Here is a 19,904-nt window from a genome sequence, read left to right as displayed (position 1 = left end):
AACAGTTTTTTATTTTGCAATTTTTTCAATTTCCTCCGAAGTATAAACCACTTTACCTTGTTCTTTTTCCTGAGCCACATTGTACATCGCTTTTGCTACTGTTTTTCCTTCGATTGCTCTATATTTTTGTAAGGGGCCAGTAAATATAAACTTTAGGCATTTAAACAAGACAGCAGCTATTTCTTCTCCAAGACGAAATTCGCCTCTGTTTCCAAGAAGAAGTGAAGGACGAAAGATGGAATGTTGTTCGAAGTTAAGTTGACGAACCTTTTCTTCAAGCTCTCCCTTCATTCTTGGATAAAATAGCTTAGACTTACGGTCTGCGTTCATTGAACTTACCACTAAATAATGTCTAGCACCTGCCTCTTGTGCAATCCTCCCAATCTCAACTGGATAATCTACATCTATTTTGTACATGGCTTCTTGTGTCTTTGCCTTTTTGATAGTAGTGCCTAAACATACAAACACATCATTCACAGTGAAGTATTGTTTAAATTCATTAAGGCGTTCGAAATCGACTATTACTTCTTTTAATTTTGGATGATTCATCTTAAGTGGATTTCGAACTAGAGCATACACCTCTTTATATTCAGAGGACTCTAATAATATATGTAATAATTCATTCCCAATTAAACCTGTAGCCCCAGCAATAAGTGCCGTCTTTTCTTCCACTTTGCCAACGTCCTTTCATTTAAAGAAAATGCTAATTTTTCTTCATAAGTATACCCCTATTATTTCTAACCAAATGCACTCAGTATTCGTATGTAAAATCTGTTGCAGTACTTTATTACGAAAAAAGGGAGTTTCATAGAGAAAATAATAGAAGAATTAGGTAATAAGCACCATTTTTCGTTCTTATCTTATTTCCTTTTCCAAAATTTTCACTAATTTTAGACAAAAGTTGCTTCATCTGTATTATAATAGAAATAAAATTATTATCTAACTATTTACTATATTAAAATTCTTATCATAATCCGTCGAAGGTGAATTCATGGAAATTACTAAACACATTCTTTTTAACCTATCATTATTAATTATTCTTTCATTTATAGGCTTAATATGGTTCGAACGAAAACGAAATCTTACCTTATCAAAATGGGAAGCGTACATTGGGTTAGTTGTGCTTATTTTGGCTTGCTTTATCGTTTCATATCAACCTACCCCTAATCAATTTTTTGACCTTCGTCTTATACCTATATTAATAGGTGGTCTTTATCTTGGAATTGGTCCTATCCTATGTCTAACTGTCATTATTATTAGAGGGTTATATGGTATAAATTTTGGTTTTTACGCTACTTTTTCCCTTTATCTTCCATTAGCTGTGTCTTTATGGAAGCTGTACCCTTGGTTTTGGAAACAGAGTTCCAATAAGCGTGTATGCATTTCTGTACTTGTAACCTTTATTTTATCAGTCTTTACAGTAGTTGCACTTTTAATTTCGAAACCACCAATCAATGTTTACGATGCTTGGTTTGCTTATTTAGTCATTCCACCTATTGGTTTAGGAATCTTGTCTTACTTAACCGAATTTGTTCGCAATAATATTCAATTGCGACAAACTATTGTAAAATCTGAAAAGCTCCATGCAGTCGAACAAATGGGAGCGGCGATTTCTCATGAAATTCGAAATCCTTTAACTGCAGCAATGGGATTTGTTCAATTGCTGATGTCTAATACTCTACCAAGACATAAGCAAAAAGAGTACTTGATGATTATTAAAGAAGAGTTGGCTTCTGCTGAACATGTTATTCAAGAATATCTAACTTTTTCCAAACCAGCATTAGATACGGTCGAAACCCTTCAAATCAAACGCGAATTGCAACAAGTGATATCTATTTTAAAGCCTACTGCAAACCAGCATTCGGTAGAAGTCATTACGAATTTTTCTTTGATAGGCGCGATGGAAGGTGACCGGCAAAAGTTTCATCAATGCTTTATCAACGTCATGAAAAATGCGATAGAGGCAATGCCTGGTGGAGGAAGATTATATGTTGAAACTAGTTATGACCGATACACTGTAAGCATTATAATCCGCGACACTGGTATGGGTATGACAAAAGAACAAATTGAGAGACTAGGTGAACCTTATTACTCTACTAAAGGACCAAAAGGAACAGGTCTTGGAATGATGGTCGTTTATAGTATTGTGAAAGCAATGAAAGGTACGATCAAAGTATCAAGTTCTGTTGGCGAAGGAACTGAATTCACATTTCAATTTCCATCTGTCCTTTCCACAAACGAACCCCACGCCTGAGAACGTGGGGGTGCTTTATGCGTATTCTAAAAAAGCCTTTCCTCTCCTTTTAGTTCGAATATCCCTTTTAATAGCCTCGTAAACTTCATTTTTCGTTCCTTTTATTTCCTGTTTTTCTTCGGTAAGTAGACAATACAAAAGTTTTAAATCTAATGCAGTTGCCTCCTTCATTACCTTAGTTTTTGCGGTAGCATCAATATAGGTAATGATTTGTTCGACGGTATTCAGCTTCGTAAAATGTAGTTTCGTTCCTACCAACCCACTATATTTTTCTTCAAATAAAGAATCGACAATATCAGAAAAAGATGGTTTAGTTGTCTTGTTGGACTTTTTTTCTATTTTCGCCTTGCCCGTTTTTTCCTCAACCGAGATATCTCCGTAACCATGAAAAAGCTCAATTATTTTCTCAACTTCTTTGATTTCCTTTTTTGGTATTTGCAATGTTTCATAGATCGTTTTTAATTTTTCCAAATGATCTGCTACCTTTTGATAGGTTATTGTACTCATCTAATTCTTCCTCCACTTAAAAGAGACTATTAAAAATGTTTGGTTCGATACAGAATAGAATTTCATCCGTTAGCTCTGCATATTCGGAACGTTTCTTTCCATTTGCTGTATCTCGTGCAATTTCCTCAATGTGTCTGATCACTGTTTTGAAAAGATAATTCCCTTCTTCCAAATCTGATAGAATCGAATCAATGTTTGCTTCTTTTAATTCTGCTTTTAAATCCTTCATTTCTTTTACATTATTCACATTTGTTTTTTTCAATGTTTCAAAAATCCCAATTAATCTTGGTTTCGTACCAAACAATAATTTCGCTAGCAATGCCTTTTCATGTTCCACACTAAAGGTATTGTAAATTTTCTCGACAGACTTAATGTAATGAACCACCCCGCGAATACTTATCGTTTGAATAATCGACGGAATTAAATAATAATCTGATAGAAGAAATGCGCCTTGGGTAATCACATTGTTACTTGGTGGACAGTCAAACAGAATATAATCATATTTACTTTCGAGTTTCATACTTTGAAAAAACTGTTGGAGCACAGCTAGGTCTTCAAAATCATCTCTTAATCTTAAAGCAATTTGATCGAGGCCACCATTTGTATAAAATAAATTAGATGGAATGAAGTGGATTTGTTCAGGGGTTTGTTTGATTAAGCTAGTTGTATCAATGGTATATTTCAAATAAGGGTACTGTTTAAATTGTGCCCACATATCATAGACAAAGTTTAGACTCTCGTTGTTCTTAAGCTGTTCAAGGTTTCGATCAATTCTTGTAAGACAAATTTCACTCAGTGAGCATTGTGGATCTAAATCAATTAGGAGTACCTTCTTTTTCGCTTCTGCCAAGTGAAGCGCAATCTGATAAATACTAGTGGTCTTGCCCACTCCCCCTTTATAATTCCCAACAAAGATCTTTTTGCCTTCAACCACTTGCTGACCCCCTCAGAAGTATTCATTTTAATGTATTAAGAAAGTGGGAAAATATTCTTATTTTGATTTGTCATAATCTTTTCTTATGTTAATTTATAAAATATTTATAATTTTCTTATATTAATTATTACTATATGATAAAAGTAACAAACGCAATGGAGGAGAAAGAATGGATATTAAATCAGACGTTAAAAAACAATTTGGCAGCAGTGCTGCCTCTTATGTAACAAGTGAAGGTCACCGTAAAGGTGGAGATTTACAAACATTGATTGCATTAGCCGATGCCACAGGAACAGAGCTAGCACTCGATGTTGCTACTGGTGGCGGACATACTGCGAATGCCCTTGCTCCTCGTGTAAGAAAGGTTATTGCATTAGATTTAACACCAGAAATGTTAGCTGCTGCTGAAAAATTTATTAAAGGAAATGGCCATGAAAACGTTGAATTTGTTGAAGGTGATGCTGAAAAACTACCATTTTCAAATGAATCATTCAATATTGTGTCTTGCAGAATTGCTCCTCACCATTTCCCTAACATTACAAGTTTCGTGAGTGAAGTATCACGTGTTTTAACAACAGGTGGACAGTTCTTGTTAGATGATAATGTAGCTCCTGAAAACAAGGAATTTGATGAATTTTATAATACTGTTGAAAAAAAGAGAGACTATAGTCATTTCCGTGCTTGGAAAAAGTCTGAATGGTTACAAATGCTAGAAAATGAAGGCTTTGAAATCCAAGAACTCTATCGTTTTGACAAGCCATTTGACTTTGAAAGTTGGTGTAACCGTATGAATCTTTCAGACACCGAAAAGGCCGAACTGAACGAATACATGCGAAACTCTTCCGAAAAGGTCAAACAAAAGTTTCGTATTCAGATTGAGAATGATAAAATCATCTCCTTCCAAGGAGAAGCATTTGTTTTAAAAGCTACAAAACTTTAAGATAAAAGTGGGGGCAAGACCCCCACTTTCTTTCATTTAGGAGGTATTCGTTTTGCTTAAAAACAAAGTTACTGAACTGCTAGAGATTGAACATCCAATTATCCAAGCTCCAATGGCTGGTGGTGTTACAACTTCAGAATTAGTTTCTGCTGTATCAAATGCAGGAGGCTTAGGTATGATAGGTGCTGGATACATGACGCCTTTGCAACTACAGGAACAGATTAGTGAAATCAAAAAGCTTACGCCCCATTCTTTTGGAGTTAATCTATTTGTTCCAACCAAATTTCATACTAAAGAAAATGAAGTGAAGTCAGCAAATCAATTACTTAATCCGATTCGTGAAAAATTAAACATACCTCCAAATGAACATGTTGAGATCCCTTCATTTACGGATACAATAAAGAAGTTTGATGAGCAAATTAACGTTATCATTGAGGAAAAGGTTTCTATTTGTTCCTTTACATTTGGTCTTCCTTCAAAAGAAGTGATTTCCAAATTAAAACAACATCAGATGGTTTTAATGGGAACAGCAACATCTGTTAAAGAAGCCATAGAAATCGAAAAGTCAGGATTGGATCTGGTTGTTGTTCAAGGCAGTGAAGCTGGTGGGCATCGTGGAGGATTTATTCATAACGGGCACAAGGGCTTAATTGGCTTAATGTCACTTATACCACAAGTGGCTGATAACGTTAAGATTCCAGTCATAGCCGCTGGTGGAATCATGGATGGCAGAGGATTAAAGGCATCTATTTGCTTAGGTGCACAGGCTGTTCAAATGGGGACCGCATTTTTGACATGCATTGAGAGTGGGGCACATCCTATCCATAAAAAATCCATTCTGAATGCGTCTGATGACGAAACGGTCGTAACCCGTACATTTTCTGGTAAATGGGCACGAGGACTCATCAATCCCTTTATTGAAAACATGAAGGAACACGAAAAAAACCTCCCAGAGTTCCCTGTTCAAATTTCACTTACCCAGGATATCCGAAAGGCATCAAATTCGCAGAATAATAAAGACTTCATGTCCCTTTGGTCTGGACAAAGTCCAAGATTAGCTAAGAATCAAAGCGTTGCAAACTTAATAGAATCAATCATCTCCGAAGTAAAACACATCTAATGTTAATAGTGTTCTCGGGTTCAGACACTGGCTCGCTTGTTCGGTGGTGCCAAGACAGAAGTTGTATCCGCTTCAGACTCTGGCTTACTTGTAGGGCGATTCCTTGTCCGAAGTTTGCTTGACTTCAGACACAATCTTGCCTGTTCGGCGATTCCTTGTCCGAAGTTTGCTCGACTTCGGACACAATCTCGCTTGTTCGGCGATTCCTTGTCCGAAGTTGGCTCGACTTCGGACACGATCTTGCTTGTTCGGCGATTCCTTGTCCGAAGTTTGCTCAACTTCGGACACTATCCCACTTGTTCGGTGGTCTCTTGTCCGAAGTTGACTTGACTTCGGACACAATCTCACTTGTTCAGCGGTTCCAAGTCCGAAGTCTGCTCGACTTCGGACACTATCTCGCTTGTTCTACGAATCCAAGTCCGAAGTTTTTTCGACTTCGGACACTATCTCGCTTGTTCTACGAATCCAAGTCCGAAGTTTTTTCGACTTCGGACACTATCTCGCTTGTTCGGCGATTCCTTGTCCGAAGTTTGCTCGACTTTGTACACAATCTTGCTTGTTTGGCGGTCCCTTGTCCGAAGTCTGCTCGGATTCGGACACAATCTCACTTGTTCTACGAACCCAAGTCCGAAGTTGGCTCGACTTCGGACACTATCTCACTTGTTCTACGAATCCATGTCCGAAGTTTGCACGACTTCGGACACTATCTCACTTGTTCTACGAACCCAAGTCCGAAGTTGGCTCGGCTTCAGACACAATCTTGCCTGTTCGGCGATTCCTTGTCCGAAGTTTGCTCGACTTCGGACACTATCTCACTTGTTCTACGAATCCCTGTCCGAAGTTTGCTGGACTTCAGACACAATCTTGCCTGTTCGGCGATTCCTTGTCCGAAGTTGGCTCGACTTCAGACACAATCTTGCCTGTTCGGCGAATCCATGTCCGAAGTTTGCTCGACTTCGGACACTATCTCACTTGTTCTACGAATCCTTGTCCAAAGTTTTTTCGACTTCTGACACAATCTCACTTGTTCAGCGGTTCCAAGTCCGAAGTCTGCTCGACTTCGGACACGATCTTGCTTGTTCGGCGATTCCTTGTCCGAAGTTTGCTCGACTTCTGACACAATCTCGCTTGTTCGGTGGTCCCAAGTCCGAAGTTTGCTCGAATTCGGACACTATCCCACTTGTTCGGTGGTCCCTTGTCCGAAGTCTCCTCGACTTCGGACACTATCCCGCTTGTTCAGCGATTCTTTGTCCGAATTTAACTCCGCTTCAGACACTATCTCGCTTGTTCGGCGGTCCCTTGTCCGAAGTCTCCTCGGCTTCAGACACTATCCCCCTTGTTCGGCGGTGCCTTGTCAGAAGTTGACACAACTGCTTCAGACGCTGCAACTCTAATTAGTTCTTTAGGGCGTAACAATGATTCAATGGTCCACTGCCTTTTCCAAGGTCTAGTCCCGCTTCGATTGCTCCCGTAATATATTGTTTTGCTTCTTTTATACTCGTTTTAATATCATGGCCTTTTGCTAAATTACAAGCAATGGCTGATGAGAGTGTACAACCTGTGCCATGCGTGTTCGGGTTACTGATCCGTTCTCCAGGGAACCATGTGAACTCGCCATTATTATATAATAGGTCATCCGCAGTATCTTCAAGATGTCCACCTTTAATCAAAATGGCCCCTTTATAGGTTTCGGACAATTTTTGGGCAGCCACTTGCATGTCTTCCTTCGTGGTAATCTCCATCCCACCAAGCGCCTCAGCCTCATGAATATTGGGTGTAATAATAGTAGCAAGCGGAATTAATTGACTAATCAAGGCGTCCATTGCCGATTCACTCAAAAGTCTACTCCCACTAGTTGATATCATGACTGGATCCACTACTATATTTGAAGGCTTATATTCTTCTAGTTTTTCCACGATTTTATGGATGATTTCAGGAGATGACACCATGCCGATCTTTACACTATCAGGAAAAATATCAGTCATGATGCAATCCAGCTGTTGCCCGACAAATTCAGGAGTCGAATCGAGAACCCCGTATACGCCAGTTGTATTTTGAGCAGTAAGAGCTGTGATTGCACTCATTGCATACATATTATGGGCTGTAATTGTTTTAATATCTGCCTGAATTCCAGCTCCTCCACTACAATCAGATCCTGCAATCGTCAATACCTTTTTCATTATTTTCCACTCCCTACCATCGTTGCTGAAAGCTTATTTAACTCCTTTGTAGCGGCTGTGATATCGGACTGTGCAAAGATTGCCGATACAACCGCAACACCGTCTACCCCACTTCCAACTAACTCTAAAATATTTGTTTTATTAATCCCACCAATTGCAACGATGGGAATCGAAACACTCTTACAAATTTCTTGCACGGTTTCGAATGTCATTGGTTTCGCGTCTTTTTTTGTACCTGTTGGGAATACCGAACCAATACCAAGATAATCTGCACCAGCTTTCTCAGCAGCAATAGCTTGTTCTACATTTTGAGCCGACACGCCTAGAATTTTATCCGTGCCAATCATTTCACGTACTTTTTCAACCCGCATATCCTCTTGACCAACATGCACACCATCTGCATCACAAGCTAGCGCAATTTCAACATTATCGTTAATAACAAAAGGAATATCATAAAAAGCCGTTAACATTTTAAGTTCAATAGCTTCTTGTAAAAAATCATCATACCCAAGATTCTTTTCTCTTAGTTGAAGGAATGTAATACCACCTTTTAACGCTGCTTCGACTTGTTCCACTAAGGTTTGGCTGCCTGTCCAGGCACGGTCTGTTACTGCATATAGTTGCATAAATTTTTTATCGATTTTCAATGTTCATACCACCTTGCAGTTGCAAAAAATTTAGTTTACTCATCGCATCAATCAAGTACATACGGAATGATGAAGTTCCTGCATCCATTTCTTCTACTTTTTGATGAGCTAATTCACCGCAATATCCCATTGCGCTCACTGCTGCGGCTGTACTCTTTAAAATTTCACTAGGATTCGCTCCACAATAAGCAGCTACAACAGAAGTAAGCATACAGCCTGTCCCTGTAATTTTCGACATCAACGGATGGCCATTTCTGATTGCAAATGCTTCGTTCGTGTTCGCAACGATATCTATAGCACCTGTGATTACAATGACTGCACCTGTTTGTTTACTTACCTGTTTAGCAAACTGAATCATTTCTTCGAGATTACCTTCATTGATGACGTCTTCTGCAGCTGCGTCCACACCTTTGGTATTTCCACTGCCTGCATGCACCGTTTTTATTTCTGATAGGTTCCCTCTGATAACAGCAAATCGTATCTCATCTAAAAGCTGATAAACAGTATTAGTTCTTAGGCTGGACGCCCCTGCTCCAACTGGATCCAAAACAACAGGATGTCCTAGTTTGTTTGCTGCCTTCCCTGCTAAAATCATAGATTCTATCGTTCTCTCATTTAATGTACCGATATTAATCACAAGCGCATTGCAAATACTTGTAATATCCACCACTTCTTTTGGATCGTCCGCCATAATTGGTGAACCTCCACAAGCAAGGACAATATTTGCAACATCATTAACCGTCACATAGTTTGTAATATTATGGACGAGCGGTGTTTTTTGTCTAACGTTTTTTAAGATTTGCTCAAACATGGTAATCCTCCATTCAAATAAAAAATGCGGTATACCTGAAACAGATATACCGCATGAATCGTCATACTTACACACATTCCCTACGTTGGCATTATCCAAATCAGGTAAAGGGTCAAAGCTACATTTTGCTTACTCTCAGCCCACAAGTGTGAGCTCCCCTGCACTATTCAATTTGATTCTATTATAGCATACGAATCTGTGCTGTCATTCTTTTTAAGTCCTATACATTTTTCCGGAGGCTTAATGCATCATATTGTCGTCTATGTTGTCAATGTATAGTGTCCCATCTTTTTGTACCTCTGCATAAAAGACCTCAGATGCATCCGTCACCCCAGCATTTTTTAATTGTTGGTTTAGCCAGTTTGTATCTAAATTTAATCTAGAAAGATTCATGTTATTAATTACACCGTCTGAGATGACCTCGGTCGAGGTTGGATATATATAGGGATTACTCTTAACACTGGCATCCTCTTTTGTGTAAGGCATTTTATGTTCGTATGGCATCACCGAAAGTTGGCCACTAGTTTCAAAGATGGCATACTGTACATCTTTAATAGAAAAGTACCCTTTTTGTCTTAATATTGAATTAAGGGTATCCATATCTAGTCGTGTTGAACGAAGTGAATTCTCCATAACCTTTCCTTCTTTTATCACAATGATCGGTTCCCCTGTTGTTACTTTCCTTGCTTTTTTCGACTTTATATCAATAAAAGCAATCGCTAATGTAAAAACAGTCCAGCCTATTAACGCTAGTACCCCATTTACTATACTTACATTTGAATTCATTGCAAAATTTGCGGCAATAGAGCCTATAGCAATGGCAGAAACAAAATTAAAAAATGTCATTTGACTGATTTCTTTTCTTCCCATTATTCTTGCAAGTACAAATAACACAACAAAAGCAATAGCGATCCTTAGTAAGAGCTGTGAAGCAGCCATCATAAAACTCCTTTTTAGTTTGTTGAGATTTATTTTATCCCTAATAAAGCGATTTAATTAATTCACCCAATTTTAAAAAAAGAATTGTTTTCTTCACAACAATAGTGTACGATACATAGTATAAATCAAATACTGTATGTCATATAGTAATAAAAATGAGGTGGGTAAATGAGTGATTTATTTAACTCATTAATAACTGAACTAAGAAGAGGAACGTTGACACTAGCGGTTTTGAGTCAATTACGAACCCCACAATATGGCTATTCCCTAGTCCAGTTATTAGAGGGGTCAGGTATCAACATTGAGCAAAGTACGTTATATCCACTGCTTCGTCGGCTGGAAAAACAGGAACTAGTGACAAGCAATTGGGACACAACGGAGAGTAGGCCCAGAAAGTACTATGTTTTGAGTGAATACGGTCTCGAAATCTTTTTACAATTAAAAAAGGAATGGATTCAAAATTCGAAAGAGCTATATAAATTATTAGAGGGAGAGGAAGATTATGAATCTGATTGAAATTTACATTCAGGAAGTCACGCGACGACTTCCTGAAAAAGTGAGAGATGACATTGCTCTTGAACTGCGGTCGACAATCGAGGACATGTTGCCCGATGATTACAATGAAGAAGATGTAAAAATCGCGTTAGAAAAATTAGGGAGCCCGGCAAAATTGGCCAGTGGTTATCTTGATCGGCCCATGTACCTTATTGGACCACGTTATTTTGATGTGTATGTTACTTTATTAAAAATGATTATACCGATTGCGGCTGTTATCTCACTCATCGCAATCATCCCTGAGTATTTTCTTGGGCAACAAGGTGAGGAAACCATCATTAATATGGTATTGAAAATTGTCGGTTTCGGCATATGGAGAATTATTGAAGTATCAATACAAACATTCTTTTGGCTGACAATTGTGTTTGCCATTATCGAAAGAACGGATAAATCAAAAGATGACCAACCATTAACATCCAGTCTAAAAAAATGGACTCCAGATGATTTAAAAAGTATAACCTATATCCCAAAGAAAAAAGCGATCTCAAAGTTTGAAGTTTTTGGAGGTTTACTATGGACTGCCATTTGGGCAACTCTATATTTTAAAGCAAATCAGCTTTTAGGTATCTACGAAGGCGGGAAAGATGGACTTGAATTTGTAATTCCAGCCTTAAATCAAGACGTTTTGTTACAGTTCTGGCCAATCGTTCTTATTGTGATTGTTACAGAAATTGCACTTGCTTTATATAAATTAATTAAGGGACAATGGACGAAAGGCTTGGCCTTCTCTAATGCTGCTGTCGAACTAATCGGAGCCATTGTATTCATCGTGATATTCATACATCCGAATATCATGAACCAGGCCTTTATCACCTATATGTCCGAAGACCTTTTCACCATGAACCCAGATCACTTTAACTCTAGGTTTATTATTGGTGTAATTACTATTCTCTTAGTATCTGCGGCAATTAGTATATATGATGGTTTTCGAAAGGATCGTATCCGATAACAGACTTTTACCAACTCCCGTGGGATTAGTTGTCCTAATCTTTTTCTCGAATGCATATAGATGAGTAATAGATATGGAACAAAGGAGTTTGGTAACTTTGAATAAATTGTTGACCGCCATCGGGATTCTATCCATTATATTTGTGACCGGTGTAATTGAATCAGATGATGTCTATGAATACAAAAATGCAATTTCTGTATCTGGTATGTCTTCGGACGAAGAAGTAACAGCAAATCCGGAAGAGGATACTTCAGAAGAGGAACTGATTCTAGAATTGGAGATGCAGTATGTTGACACTGAGATTGTCAACGGTAATAAGGTTGACATCTACCGTGAATATGAAATTTATCGTAATGAAGCGAATGAAGTAATCAAAAGAGTTCCCACTGACAATTATGAGTATTTAGAGTACTGGGGATAAAGATAAGGAGTTAAGTCCTGTGTATAAGACTTAACTCCTTTTTTCTTAACAACTTTCTACAAATCTTGTAAAAATACGTTTCGCAATCTCATCACCATTGACCGCCAAGCCTTCAGGATGCCATTGCACGCCTAACACAAAAGAATGTCCCTTGCTTTCGATTGCCTCGATGATTCCATCTGATGCAACCCCTGAAACCTCAAGTGGATATGGTACATGGCGAACTGCCTGGTGATGATACGTATTCACCTTAAATTCAGAAGACCCAGCAATAGATTCTAGCAAACTCCCTTCCTTTGCTTTCACAAAGTGGGCAAGATGATATCTTGTTGCCTTCTGTGAGTGCTGAAGTAGCCCGGTTTCATGTTGATCATAAATATCCTGATACATATCCCCACCAAGTGCAATATTCAAAATCTGGATACCGCGACAGATTGCAAGGATTGGCTTATTAGCATCTAATATCTCCTGAATGATGGCTGGCTCAAAATCATCTCTTCCTGGCGAAATCGTCCCGAGCTTTGGATGTGGCTCCTCTCCAAATAAGGTTGGGTCAATATCCCCTCCCCCTGTCAGTAGAAGCCCATCTATCTTACTGGCAATCTGTGAAACATCTTCATCAATGCCAATTGGCAAAATAACCGGAATTCCTCCTGCTCCAATTACAGCTTGAATATAATCATTCGACAGCGTATGTTTATAATCCAACTCAACATGCGAGGTAACACCAATAATCGGCTTATTCATATTTATTCCCCCTCATTATGAAATGATCTCACTCATCAGTTCTGCCAATGAATACAGTGTATTTCCATTTCTGCCTATTGTCGTTTTCGCAGTTAGTAATGATTGTAATATCGCTTCCTCTGTAGCGTCTGCTGTTGCTAAAAAGGCTTGATCCAAGTCATCTTCATGAATGACTTTTATAGTTTGGAGTTCCCCTTTATTTTCATGACTGATTGTGTTTGCGGTTGAGAAACCGATGAAAACATCCCCACTCCCATTTCCAATAAAAGAACCTGTTCTACTAAGTCCCACTGATGCACGTTTGATGATTCGCTTTAATTGACGTGAAGTCACCGGCAAATCAGTTGCAATGATGATCATGATGGAGCCTTTGTCACCCTTCTCACTTTTTGACGAGATCTTCTCTTTGATGATTGGACCCACATGGATTCCGTTTAGGCGAAACTGATCAATCTCCCCAAAATTCGATAGCACCAGGACGCCCAGGGTGTAGTTTCCATGAGGATATGTAAGGATTCGTGACGAGGAACCGATCCCCCCTTTTAGCCCAAAGCATTTCATTCCCGCACCTGCTCCTATACTGCCTTCTTCGAAATTGGTTGTTGCTGTTTCTAACGCTTCCAGGACATTCGTTTCTTTAATTGACTGTTTTCGGATATTATTTAATAACATATCATTGCACTCGCCGATGACAGGATTTATTGTCCCGGTTGTATCACCGATTTCTTTGTTCTGCTCAAGCATATAACTGATAAGGTGATTGGCTGCTACCCCCACACTTAGCGTGTTTGTTAGCAGAATAGGTGTTTCAATTGTGCCCAGTTCATCGATTTGAAGAGTCCCCATCGTCTTTCCGAACCCATTCATAGCATATGAAGCAGCAACCACTTTATTGTTAAAAATATTTGTGTCGTGCGGGATGATGGCTGTCACCCCTGTCTGGATATCCGCGTCGGATATGGTGGAGTGGCCGACTCTCACGCCTTTTACATCTGTGATTTTATTTAAAGTTCCTGTTGGTAAGTTACCGATATTTATCCCGTAATCTTTTAGTCTTATTTGCATTTTTGTGTAACCCTTTCCGATTGATATTTGTTATTAGTATAGGTTAAATGGCTCGATCGAGTATAGATGGGGAGAGATTTTTTTGTGGTGCATTTGGATGGCGTGTAACTAGTTCGGCTCCCCCTAAATTTTATCCAGATGCGGGTGTGTTTCCCGACTTTGCTGGTTCGCTGTTCCCTAATTTTATCCAAATGCGGGCGTCTTTCGCGACTTTGCTGGTTCGCTGTTCCCTAATATTATCCAGACGCGGGCGTCTTTCGCGGCTTTGCTGGTTCGCTGTTCCCTAATTTTATCCAGATGCGGGCGTCTTTCGCGGATTTGCCGGTTCGCTGTTCCCTAATTTTATCCAAATGCAGGCGCCTTTCGCGGCTTTGCTGGTTCGCTGTTCCCTAATTTTATCCAAATGCAGGCGCCTTTCGCGGCTTTGCTGGTTCGCTGTTCCCTAATTTTATCCAGATGCGGGCGTGTTTTGCGATTTTGTTGGTTCGCATTCTCCTAATTTTATCCAATAAGTGACCTCTTTTAAGTGTGTAGTAGGCTACCTAGCTACAAATTTGGCCTTTTCATTATTCTTCTACTCTTCAAATCTAACAATCCGGTACGTATCCCACTCTTGCGTTACCTTTCCTTACTCCAAGTCAAAAAATCGGACACGCATCCCCTCTACAATCCAATTAGTTGAAATGTTCTGTAGAATTCTATTAAAATGAAACTATCGTTTAGACAATTTAGGAGGGGAAAAACATGAAAGCGTTTGTACATTACAAAGTTCCTGGAATGGACGGAACATCCTATTCCGATATTGATGAGATTGAACCAAAACAAGGTGAAGTGAAGGTTAAGCTAAAAAGCGCTGGACTCAATCACCGTGATTTATTTGTTTTACATAGACATAAAGAAACAGATCCCCCATTAGTAATTGGGTCGGATGGCGCTGGGATTGTTGAAGCGGTTGGCCCTGGTGTTGAAGATGTTAAGATTGGGGATGAAGTAATCCTCAATCCTTCCTTAGGCTGGAAAGAAAATAGCGATGCTCCACCTGAAGGTCATGAGATTCTTGGATTACCCGATCACGGAACCTTTGCCGAAAAAATCACAATCTCTGCGGATAATGTTGGTCCAAAGCCAGCACATTTATCATGGGATGAAGCTGGAGTCTTATCTCTTGCAGCCATGACTGCCTATCGCGCATTATTCACTCGTGCAAATGTAAAGCCAACTGATACTATCTTATTACCTGGAATCGGAAGTGGTGCCGTAACGTTCCTTTTACTATTTGCGAAAGCAATCGGGGCTCGTGTTATCGTTACTTCTCGCTCTGAAGCGAAGCTAAAACAAGCTCTTGAATTAGGCGCTGATGTAGCGATTGATAGCAATGGTAACTGGAATGAGGCGTTAAATGGAGAAAAAGCAGATATCGTAGTTGAAACAGTTGGAGCAGCGACATTCCATAAATCACTTGGACAGCTTCGAAAGGGTGGAAAAATGGTAACATTCGGTGCGTCTGCTGGTGATTCTGTGGACTTCAATCTTCGTGAATTCTTTTATGGTCAATATACATTACTTGGCTCCACCATGGCGAGTACAGAAGAGTTTAATGAAATGTTGCAATTTGTCAATGAACATAAAATTAAACCTGTAATTGATAAAGTATACCCTCTGGAAGAAACTAAAAAAGCAATGCAGCGTATTGACGAAGCTGAACAATTCGGAAAAATCGTGATAAAAATCGAAGACTAAAACGTAAAGCTCAAGTCACCCTCACCAACAAAAAGACAAGAAAAGTGCTTTTTACCTTCAGAAGCTATTGACTTGTAACCCAAAGACGATGGCTAGTGAAGCTAGATAACTAGAACTGCACCTATAATAAAGGTGCAGTTTTTTTATCCAAAATAACTAGCTAACTTTTTCTTCATCTGCTCCTTGTTCTCAGCAAATTGTCTATGGCGGTGACCATTTCCACCTGAGGTATGTGGAAATCCATAAAGAACGTTATCTGAGGATACATACCCATTTTCTGCTAGGTAGTTGAACACTGCTGTCACATTAACCCCTAAAGGAATGATGAGTGGATTTTGAATACGCACTAACTCTTCTGTAAAACTATCCATAATATGCTTCTTTAACAATTCCGTATTTAACATCTTTGGAGTTGAGCCACTGTAATTTTTCCCCTTATAGAATACTGGATACCTAATAACAGAAGCTGTTTGAACAAGATGACTGGCAGACGTAAAAAGCTCACTGGTAGATTCAATTCCCAGGTATGAGTGTAACCCAAGTTCATCGAGCATCCCAATCAGATTTTTCCTCATCGGACCTTCAAAACTTGAATTCTTTTTCACCTCGTGTAAGAGTTGCTCATCAGATAGACCTTTATTTTTCGGATCAAGGATTGTTGAAAATGATTTTTTCATTTGATGTAGTCCTGGTGTAATTCCGACTATCATAACTTTTGCAGACTCATTTACGTATTCAAATGGGGCATAATAAATTTCGAGGTGCTTTTTTTCATCAACTTCCAATAAAAATGTCTTGCTCTTAATGTCTTCTTCCTTATAGTCCCTGGGCAAGGATAAAATTTTTTGTTTGTATGTTTCGAACTTCGAACCAGCCACGATTGCCACATGAATTCCTCCCTTAAGCTGTAAAAGGTATACCGGGTTGGTATACCTTTACGCTACTACGTCTCGTTCATTTTTAAATTTTTCGTATTGTTTTTCGTCCATTATTGTTTTTAACATCTGAACAACTTTCCAAACGTCCTCATAGGAATTATAAAGGGGCACTGGTGCAAGTCGGATGATATTTGGAGCTCGAAAGTCTGGAATCACTCCATTTTCTTTTAGCGCCTTACAAATTCGTGCTGCTTCCTTATGCTCGAGACTTACGTGACCTCCCCTAATAGAATTATCACGGGGTGAGCCAATCGTGAAACCCATACATGTTAGTTCAGAAGCGATTAGTTCAATTAAAAAATTAGTCAATCCAAGAGATTTACTCCGAATATTTTCAATCCTTGCCTCAGCAAACATTTCAAGTGAACCTAGTAAAGGTGCCAAACTTAATACATGAGGAGTCCCAATTTGAAAGGTCCCCGCATTGCCCGCTGGCGTAAACGTATGTTCCATATCAAATTGCTTTTCTTTATTCGATCCAAACCATCCCGCTAAACCCGGTAATATACCAAAGTGCTTACGATTCACATACAATCCTGCAACCGCTCCAGGCCCACCGTTAAGATGCTTATAATTGCACCAAAAGGCAAAGTCTACATCCCATTCAGAAAAGGAGTGTGGAATCGCACCGATTGAATGACAGCCATCAAACCCGATTAAAATTCCGCGCTTATGCGCTTCATAAGTGAGACGTTGCATATCTATGATTTGACCACTTCGATACAATATGCTGGGCAAAACCACCAGAGCCACCTCATCGGTCATAGCCGAAATGATGTCTTCTTCAGCAATATATCTTCCATCATGACTTTTTACCCTGATAAGATGCTCATCTGGGTTAAGTCCATGAATTTGCAACTGGCTTTGTAGGGCATAAATATCAGATGGGAAATTTAATTCATCTGCAACAATCTTTGTACGTTTCCCTTTTGGCTTATAAAAGGTGGCAACTAATTGATGGAGATTCACCGTCGTTGAACCCGTTACCATCACTTCCTCAGGTGATGCTCCAACAAGCGGAGCAAGTAATTCGCTTGCCTGTTCAGACATATAAAACCAAGGTTTCCTCCCTTGTGTCCATCCATCAATCCCATATTCTTTCCAATCCTCTAATGAACTAAGTAATGTACGTTCTGCCCGCTTTGATAACAGTCCAAGTGAATTTCCATCCAAATAGATGGTATCCGGTTTTATATAAAATTCATCACGGAACGGAGCTAACGGATCCTCTCTATCAAGTTTTCTTGCATACTCTAAAGAATTCAAAACAGATTCCCCCTTAAAAGAAATCATACATATATGCAGGACGATTCGGAATCATTTTTTCAAATGCTTCTATTTCAATTTCTGATCCTGCAATCATACCAACTGCAAAAAGTTCGTTCGGACGTTGATGACCGAAGAGGGCCGTGGACAATGCATTAATCGAAAGTTTAATCGCTCCATCTGTGTCGTCGGTAATACGAACCTTGCCATCTTTAATAAGGAATGTTTTTTCATTCCAAGGTGCAAATGGGTCTGTAATTTGAAGCTTAATCATCTCGTTTCCTGCAAATTTGTATTCTTGTAGAAATGACTCTACATCAACAATTCGCACCATAAAATATGGACTCACTTCACGTTTCACGGTCTTTTGTCTCTTTAATGCGAAAAACAATGGTTCTTGTTCATATGAAATCATTTCGAGCTCAGAAATCATTGAATCGTGTTGACATATAAAATTCCATAACCCATGTCGAGCCTCAACATTAACAGGGACAAATTCCTCTATTGTCATTTTTTGCTCTTTAATTTCATAGAGGACATAACCAGTTGGCTTATTAGCTGTATCGTAATAAACAGCAATATTCAGATCATCAACCACACTTTTCCACCAATCGCCCTCCCGAACCAGCATCCCCGAGAATGTAGTTGCATACTGCGCATAGATCTGTTTTAGCTCTTCCAGATTGGCGTTTTCAAATTGATAACGCTTGATCGTACCATTTGCAGGTTCAAACATAGTCAAATCAGCTTGCTTATGAAGCGTTTTAAGGCGATTGCTAAATAGTTCCCAGCCATATTTTCGGTAAAAAGATACATCAAATGGATGCAACATCGAAACGGTAAATCCCTGTGTCCTCATCGTTTCAAGCGCATACGTAAGCAATTCCTTCACATACCCACGTCTTCGGTATTCCGGATACGTCGCAACACCTGCTATTCCACCCATTTTAAACGATTGATCCCCCACATATGTGGAGAGTGGTATGAGATGAAACTTTGCAGCTAACTTATTATTTTCATAGATTCCATAAATTTGATGGTTTTTAAGTTTTTTAGGAACCTCATCAAGCTGTTGTTCTGAAAGCTTATATGTAAATGCATATTCTGATAAACGCACAGAATCTAAAAATTGTTCCTCAGTAAGTCTTTCGATTGTCATAGCCTACCAACTCCTGTTTAGAAAAGAATTAATCTATTTTGATCAATACTCATATTTACTCGCAGCTAACTTCGTCTAGACTAAAGATATTTTTCGCTTCAAATACAACAGTTTCCCCTTTGTCCATACACGCTTCTAAAATCTGTGTGTTCATTTCGTGGTTATCTCTAATTTCTAGTATTCTTACAACACCAAACGTTACAATCACAAGACTCCCAATGATTGCAATGAGGAGATTTCGTTTACTTTTACTCATTACTTCACCCCTTCTTTAGGGTAACATAGTTCCCACATTTTTCAATTTACAATATGAAATTTCGCAATTTTTGTAAAATTATTTTTGTGGATTTTACAGTTCATCGGGTGTAAGATAGTAACATTAACAATGGGGAGATGGTAGAAAATGAGGAAGCGATTCGCTCTAGCCATCATCATGTTTGTTGCGATCATGTCTTTTTCAGCTACAATCGCACATTCCCATGCGTTTAAATCACCCGACATTCAAGAAAACACAGTAACTATTAGCAGTGTTTCAATCGACAATTTTTCTTCCAATGATGATGGTAAACCAAAAATTTCTTGGGTGCTTTTTTCAATCACATCGGGTTTTATCGTCCTGCGAGGTGTTTTTAAAAACATCGAAGTCAACAAAACCTACCGAAAATTTATCTGGATAACACCCATTTTTTATCAATCTAATTATGTGGTAAAAGCTCTTTGATTTTTTTACAT

General features: G+C 38.9%; 21 protein-coding genes and 1 riboswitch. Of the genes, 8 read left to right on the top strand and 13 right to left on the bottom strand.

All coding sequences use genetic code 11. The annotated features are described in order from the left end of the window. Window positions 1-9: 9 nt before the first annotated feature. Window positions 10-672 (bottom strand): oxidoreductase, encoded by a 663-nt coding sequence (locus tag AC6CHV_RS14880; protein WP_341332165.1) that lies wholly within the window; start codon window positions 670-672, stop codon window positions 10-12. Window positions 673-991: 319 nt separating this feature from the next. On the opposite strand from AC6CHV_RS14880, the gene AC6CHV_RS14875 reads away from it, so the two are divergent. Next, entirely contained in the window at window positions 992-2,254 is a 1,263-nt protein-coding gene (locus AC6CHV_RS14875; protein ID WP_498079124.1) for an ATP-binding protein, read from the top strand. A 15-nt stretch (window positions 2,255-2,269) separates the two neighbouring features. On the opposite strand, the gene AC6CHV_RS14870 is transcribed toward AC6CHV_RS14875, so the two are convergent. Further along, window positions 2,270-2,761 (bottom strand): hypothetical protein, encoded by a 492-nt coding sequence (locus AC6CHV_RS14870; protein ID WP_498079123.1) that lies wholly within the window; start codon window positions 2,759-2,761, stop codon window positions 2,270-2,272. Window positions 2,762-2,777: 16 nt separating this feature from the next. Further along, complete coding sequence (locus tag AC6CHV_RS14865; protein ID WP_498079122.1) at window positions 2,778-3,695, bottom strand: AAA family ATPase; 918 nt, start codon at window positions 3,693-3,695, stop codon at window positions 2,778-2,780. Window positions 3,696-3,864: 169 nt separating this feature from the next. On the opposite strand from AC6CHV_RS14865, the gene AC6CHV_RS14860 reads away from it, so the two are divergent. Together AC6CHV_RS14860 and AC6CHV_RS14855 are read left to right on the top strand one after the other, a co-directional pair. Continuing rightward, entirely contained in the window at window positions 3,865-4,635 is a 771-nt protein-coding gene (locus AC6CHV_RS14860; protein WP_498079121.1) for a methyltransferase domain-containing protein, read from the top strand. A gap of 52 nt (window positions 4,636-4,687) precedes the next feature. Beyond that, window positions 4,688-5,755, top strand: a complete 1,068-nt coding sequence (locus tag AC6CHV_RS14855) for a nitronate monooxygenase (RefSeq protein ID WP_498079120.1) — start codon at window positions 4,688-4,690, stop codon at window positions 5,753-5,755. A 1,394-nt stretch (window positions 5,756-7,149) separates the two neighbouring features. Here AC6CHV_RS14855 and thiD read toward each other — a convergent pair. From thiD to AC6CHV_RS14835, 4 genes are all read right to left on the bottom strand, one after another. Then, on the bottom strand, window positions 7,150-7,935 hold the full coding sequence (gene thiD / locus AC6CHV_RS14850) for a bifunctional hydroxymethylpyrimidine kinase/phosphomethylpyrimidine kinase (RefSeq protein ID WP_440272308.1): 786 nt from the start codon (window positions 7,933-7,935) through the stop codon (window positions 7,150-7,152). Continuing rightward, window positions 7,935-8,582 carry a thiamine phosphate synthase gene (thiE, locus tag AC6CHV_RS14845; RefSeq protein WP_341332172.1) on the bottom strand — a complete coding sequence of 216 codons (648 nt, stop codon included), beginning with the start codon at window positions 8,580-8,582 and terminating at the stop codon, window positions 7,935-7,937. Before thiE ends, thiD begins: the two co-directional genes overlap by 1 nt. Continuing rightward, the gene (gene thiM, locus AC6CHV_RS14840; protein ID WP_498079119.1) at window positions 8,569-9,393 is read right to left on the bottom strand and encodes a hydroxyethylthiazole kinase; all 825 of its coding nucleotides are present in this window, start codon (window positions 9,391-9,393) and stop codon (window positions 8,569-8,571) included. The genes thiE and thiM overlap by 14 nt, the downstream gene beginning before the upstream one ends. A 60-nt stretch (window positions 9,394-9,453) precedes the next feature. Continuing rightward, window positions 9,454-9,563: riboswitch (TPP riboswitch) on the bottom strand. Between the two features lie 70 nt (window positions 9,564-9,633). After that, window positions 9,634-10,332 (bottom strand): YetF domain-containing protein, encoded by a 699-nt coding sequence (locus tag AC6CHV_RS14835; RefSeq protein WP_341332174.1) that lies wholly within the window; start codon window positions 10,330-10,332, stop codon window positions 9,634-9,636. Window positions 10,333-10,500: 168 nt separating this feature from the next. Here AC6CHV_RS14835 and AC6CHV_RS14830 point away from each other — a divergent pair, with 168 nt between their 5' ends. The 3 genes from AC6CHV_RS14830 to AC6CHV_RS14820 all read left to right on the top strand — a co-directional run bounded on the left by AC6CHV_RS14830 (window position 10,501) and on the right by AC6CHV_RS14820 (window position 12,257). Continuing rightward, window positions 10,501-10,848 carry a helix-turn-helix transcriptional regulator gene (locus AC6CHV_RS14830; protein WP_121445211.1) on the top strand — a complete coding sequence of 116 codons (348 nt, stop codon included), beginning with the start codon at window positions 10,501-10,503 and terminating at the stop codon, window positions 10,846-10,848. Then, window positions 10,835-11,836, top strand: coding sequence for an HAAS signaling domain-containing protein (locus AC6CHV_RS14825; protein WP_498079118.1), 1,002 nt, complete (start codon window positions 10,835-10,837; stop codon window positions 11,834-11,836). Before AC6CHV_RS14830 ends, AC6CHV_RS14825 begins: the two co-directional genes overlap by 14 nt. 97 nt (window positions 11,837-11,933) lie before the next feature. Beyond that, window positions 11,934-12,257: a hypothetical protein gene (locus AC6CHV_RS14820; RefSeq protein ID WP_121445213.1), complete on the top strand. Its 324-nt coding sequence runs from the start codon at window positions 11,934-11,936 to the stop codon at window positions 12,255-12,257. A 45-nt stretch (window positions 12,258-12,302) separates the two neighbouring features. On the opposite strand, the gene AC6CHV_RS14815 is transcribed toward AC6CHV_RS14820, so the two are convergent. Then, window positions 12,303-13,004, bottom strand: coding sequence for a gamma-glutamyl-gamma-aminobutyrate hydrolase family protein (locus AC6CHV_RS14815; RefSeq protein ID WP_341332176.1), 702 nt, complete (start codon window positions 13,002-13,004; stop codon window positions 12,303-12,305). Between the two features lie 15 nt (window positions 13,005-13,019). Next, window positions 13,020-14,069, bottom strand: a complete 1,050-nt coding sequence (locus AC6CHV_RS14810; RefSeq protein ID WP_498079117.1) for a P1 family peptidase — start codon at window positions 14,067-14,069, stop codon at window positions 13,020-13,022. A gap of 744 nt (window positions 14,070-14,813) precedes the next feature. On the opposite strand from AC6CHV_RS14810, the gene AC6CHV_RS14805 reads away from it, so the two are divergent. Continuing rightward, window positions 14,814-15,809: a zinc-binding dehydrogenase gene (locus tag AC6CHV_RS14805; RefSeq protein ID WP_121445216.1), complete on the top strand. Its 996-nt coding sequence runs from the start codon at window positions 14,814-14,816 to the stop codon at window positions 15,807-15,809. A 143-nt stretch (window positions 15,810-15,952) separates the two neighbouring features. Here AC6CHV_RS14805 and AC6CHV_RS14800 read toward each other — a convergent pair whose 3' ends face one another. From AC6CHV_RS14800 to AC6CHV_RS14785, 4 genes are read right to left on the bottom strand one after another with little or no spacing between them, the layout of a single operon-like run. Continuing rightward, window positions 15,953-16,696, bottom strand: a complete 744-nt coding sequence (locus AC6CHV_RS14800) for a hypothetical protein (protein WP_341332179.1) — start codon at window positions 16,694-16,696, stop codon at window positions 15,953-15,955. A gap of 48 nt (window positions 16,697-16,744) precedes the next feature. Beyond that, window positions 16,745-18,040 (bottom strand): kynureninase, encoded by a 1,296-nt coding sequence (gene kynU / locus AC6CHV_RS14795; protein ID WP_341332180.1) that lies wholly within the window; start codon window positions 18,038-18,040, stop codon window positions 16,745-16,747. Further along, entirely contained in the window at window positions 18,027-19,172 is a 1,146-nt protein-coding gene (locus AC6CHV_RS14790; protein ID WP_498079116.1) for a GNAT family N-acetyltransferase, read from the bottom strand. The genes kynU and AC6CHV_RS14790 overlap by 14 nt, the downstream gene beginning before the upstream one ends. A gap of 55 nt (window positions 19,173-19,227) precedes the next feature. Further along, entirely contained in the window at window positions 19,228-19,428 is a 201-nt protein-coding gene (locus AC6CHV_RS14785; protein ID WP_498079115.1) for a hypothetical protein, read from the bottom strand. A gap of 147 nt (window positions 19,429-19,575) precedes the next feature. Here AC6CHV_RS14785 and AC6CHV_RS14780 point away from each other — a divergent pair, with 147 nt between their 5' ends. Next, complete coding sequence (locus tag AC6CHV_RS14780) at window positions 19,576-19,893, top strand: hypothetical protein (RefSeq protein ID WP_341332183.1); 318 nt, start codon at window positions 19,576-19,578, stop codon at window positions 19,891-19,893. Window positions 19,894-19,904 lie beyond the last annotated feature (11 nt).

Source organism: Ferdinandcohnia sp. GQ5 (assembly GCF_059759275.1).
The sequence above is the reverse complement of the archived record's forward strand: the minus strand, read 5'-3'. Positions and strand labels throughout refer to the sequence as shown.

Bases quoted from the DNA above. Each gene is read 5' to 3' on its own strand.
- AC6CHV_RS14785 (WP_498079115.1), bottom strand. From the start codon at position 19,428: ATGAGTAAAAGTAAACGAAATCTCCTCATTGCAATCATTGGGAGTCTT.
- AC6CHV_RS14790 (WP_498079116.1), bottom strand. From the start codon at position 19,172: ATGACAATCGAAAGACTTACTGAGGAACAATTTTTAGATTCTGTGCGT.
- kynU (WP_341332180.1), bottom strand. From the start codon at position 18,040: ATGATTTCTTTTAAGGGGGAATCTGTTTTGAATTCTTTAGAGTATGCA.
- AC6CHV_RS14825 (WP_498079118.1), top strand. From the start codon at position 10,835: ATGAATCTGATTGAAATTTACATTCAGGAAGTCACGCGACGACTTCCT.
- AC6CHV_RS14860 (WP_498079121.1), top strand. From the start codon at position 3,865: ATGGATATTAAATCAGACGTTAAAAAACAATTTGGCAGCAGTGCTGCC.
- AC6CHV_RS14835 (WP_341332174.1), bottom strand. From the start codon at position 10,332: ATGGCTGCTTCACAGCTCTTACTAAGGATCGCTATTGCTTTTGTTGTG.
- AC6CHV_RS14805 (WP_121445216.1), top strand. From the start codon at position 14,814: ATGAAAGCGTTTGTACATTACAAAGTTCCTGGAATGGACGGAACATCC.
- AC6CHV_RS14810 (WP_498079117.1), bottom strand. From the start codon at position 14,069: ATGCAAATAAGACTAAAAGATTACGGGATAAATATCGGTAACTTACCA.
- thiD (WP_440272308.1), bottom strand. From the start codon at position 7,935: ATGAAAAAGGTATTGACGATTGCAGGATCTGATTGTAGTGGAGGAGCT.
- AC6CHV_RS14780 (WP_341332183.1), top strand. From the start codon at position 19,576: ATGAGGAAGCGATTCGCTCTAGCCATCATCATGTTTGTTGCGATCATG.
- thiM (WP_498079119.1), bottom strand. From the start codon at position 9,393: ATGTTTGAGCAAATCTTAAAAAACGTTAGACAAAAAACACCGCTCGTC.
- AC6CHV_RS14815 (WP_341332176.1), bottom strand. From the start codon at position 13,004: ATGAATAAGCCGATTATTGGTGTTACCTCGCATGTTGAGTTGGATTAT.
- AC6CHV_RS14870 (WP_498079123.1), bottom strand. From the start codon at position 2,761: ATGAGTACAATAACCTATCAAAAGGTAGCAGATCATTTGGAAAAATTA.
- AC6CHV_RS14875 (WP_498079124.1), top strand. From the start codon at position 992: ATGGAAATTACTAAACACATTCTTTTTAACCTATCATTATTAATTATT.
- AC6CHV_RS14830 (WP_121445211.1), top strand. From the start codon at position 10,501: ATGAGTGATTTATTTAACTCATTAATAACTGAACTAAGAAGAGGAACG.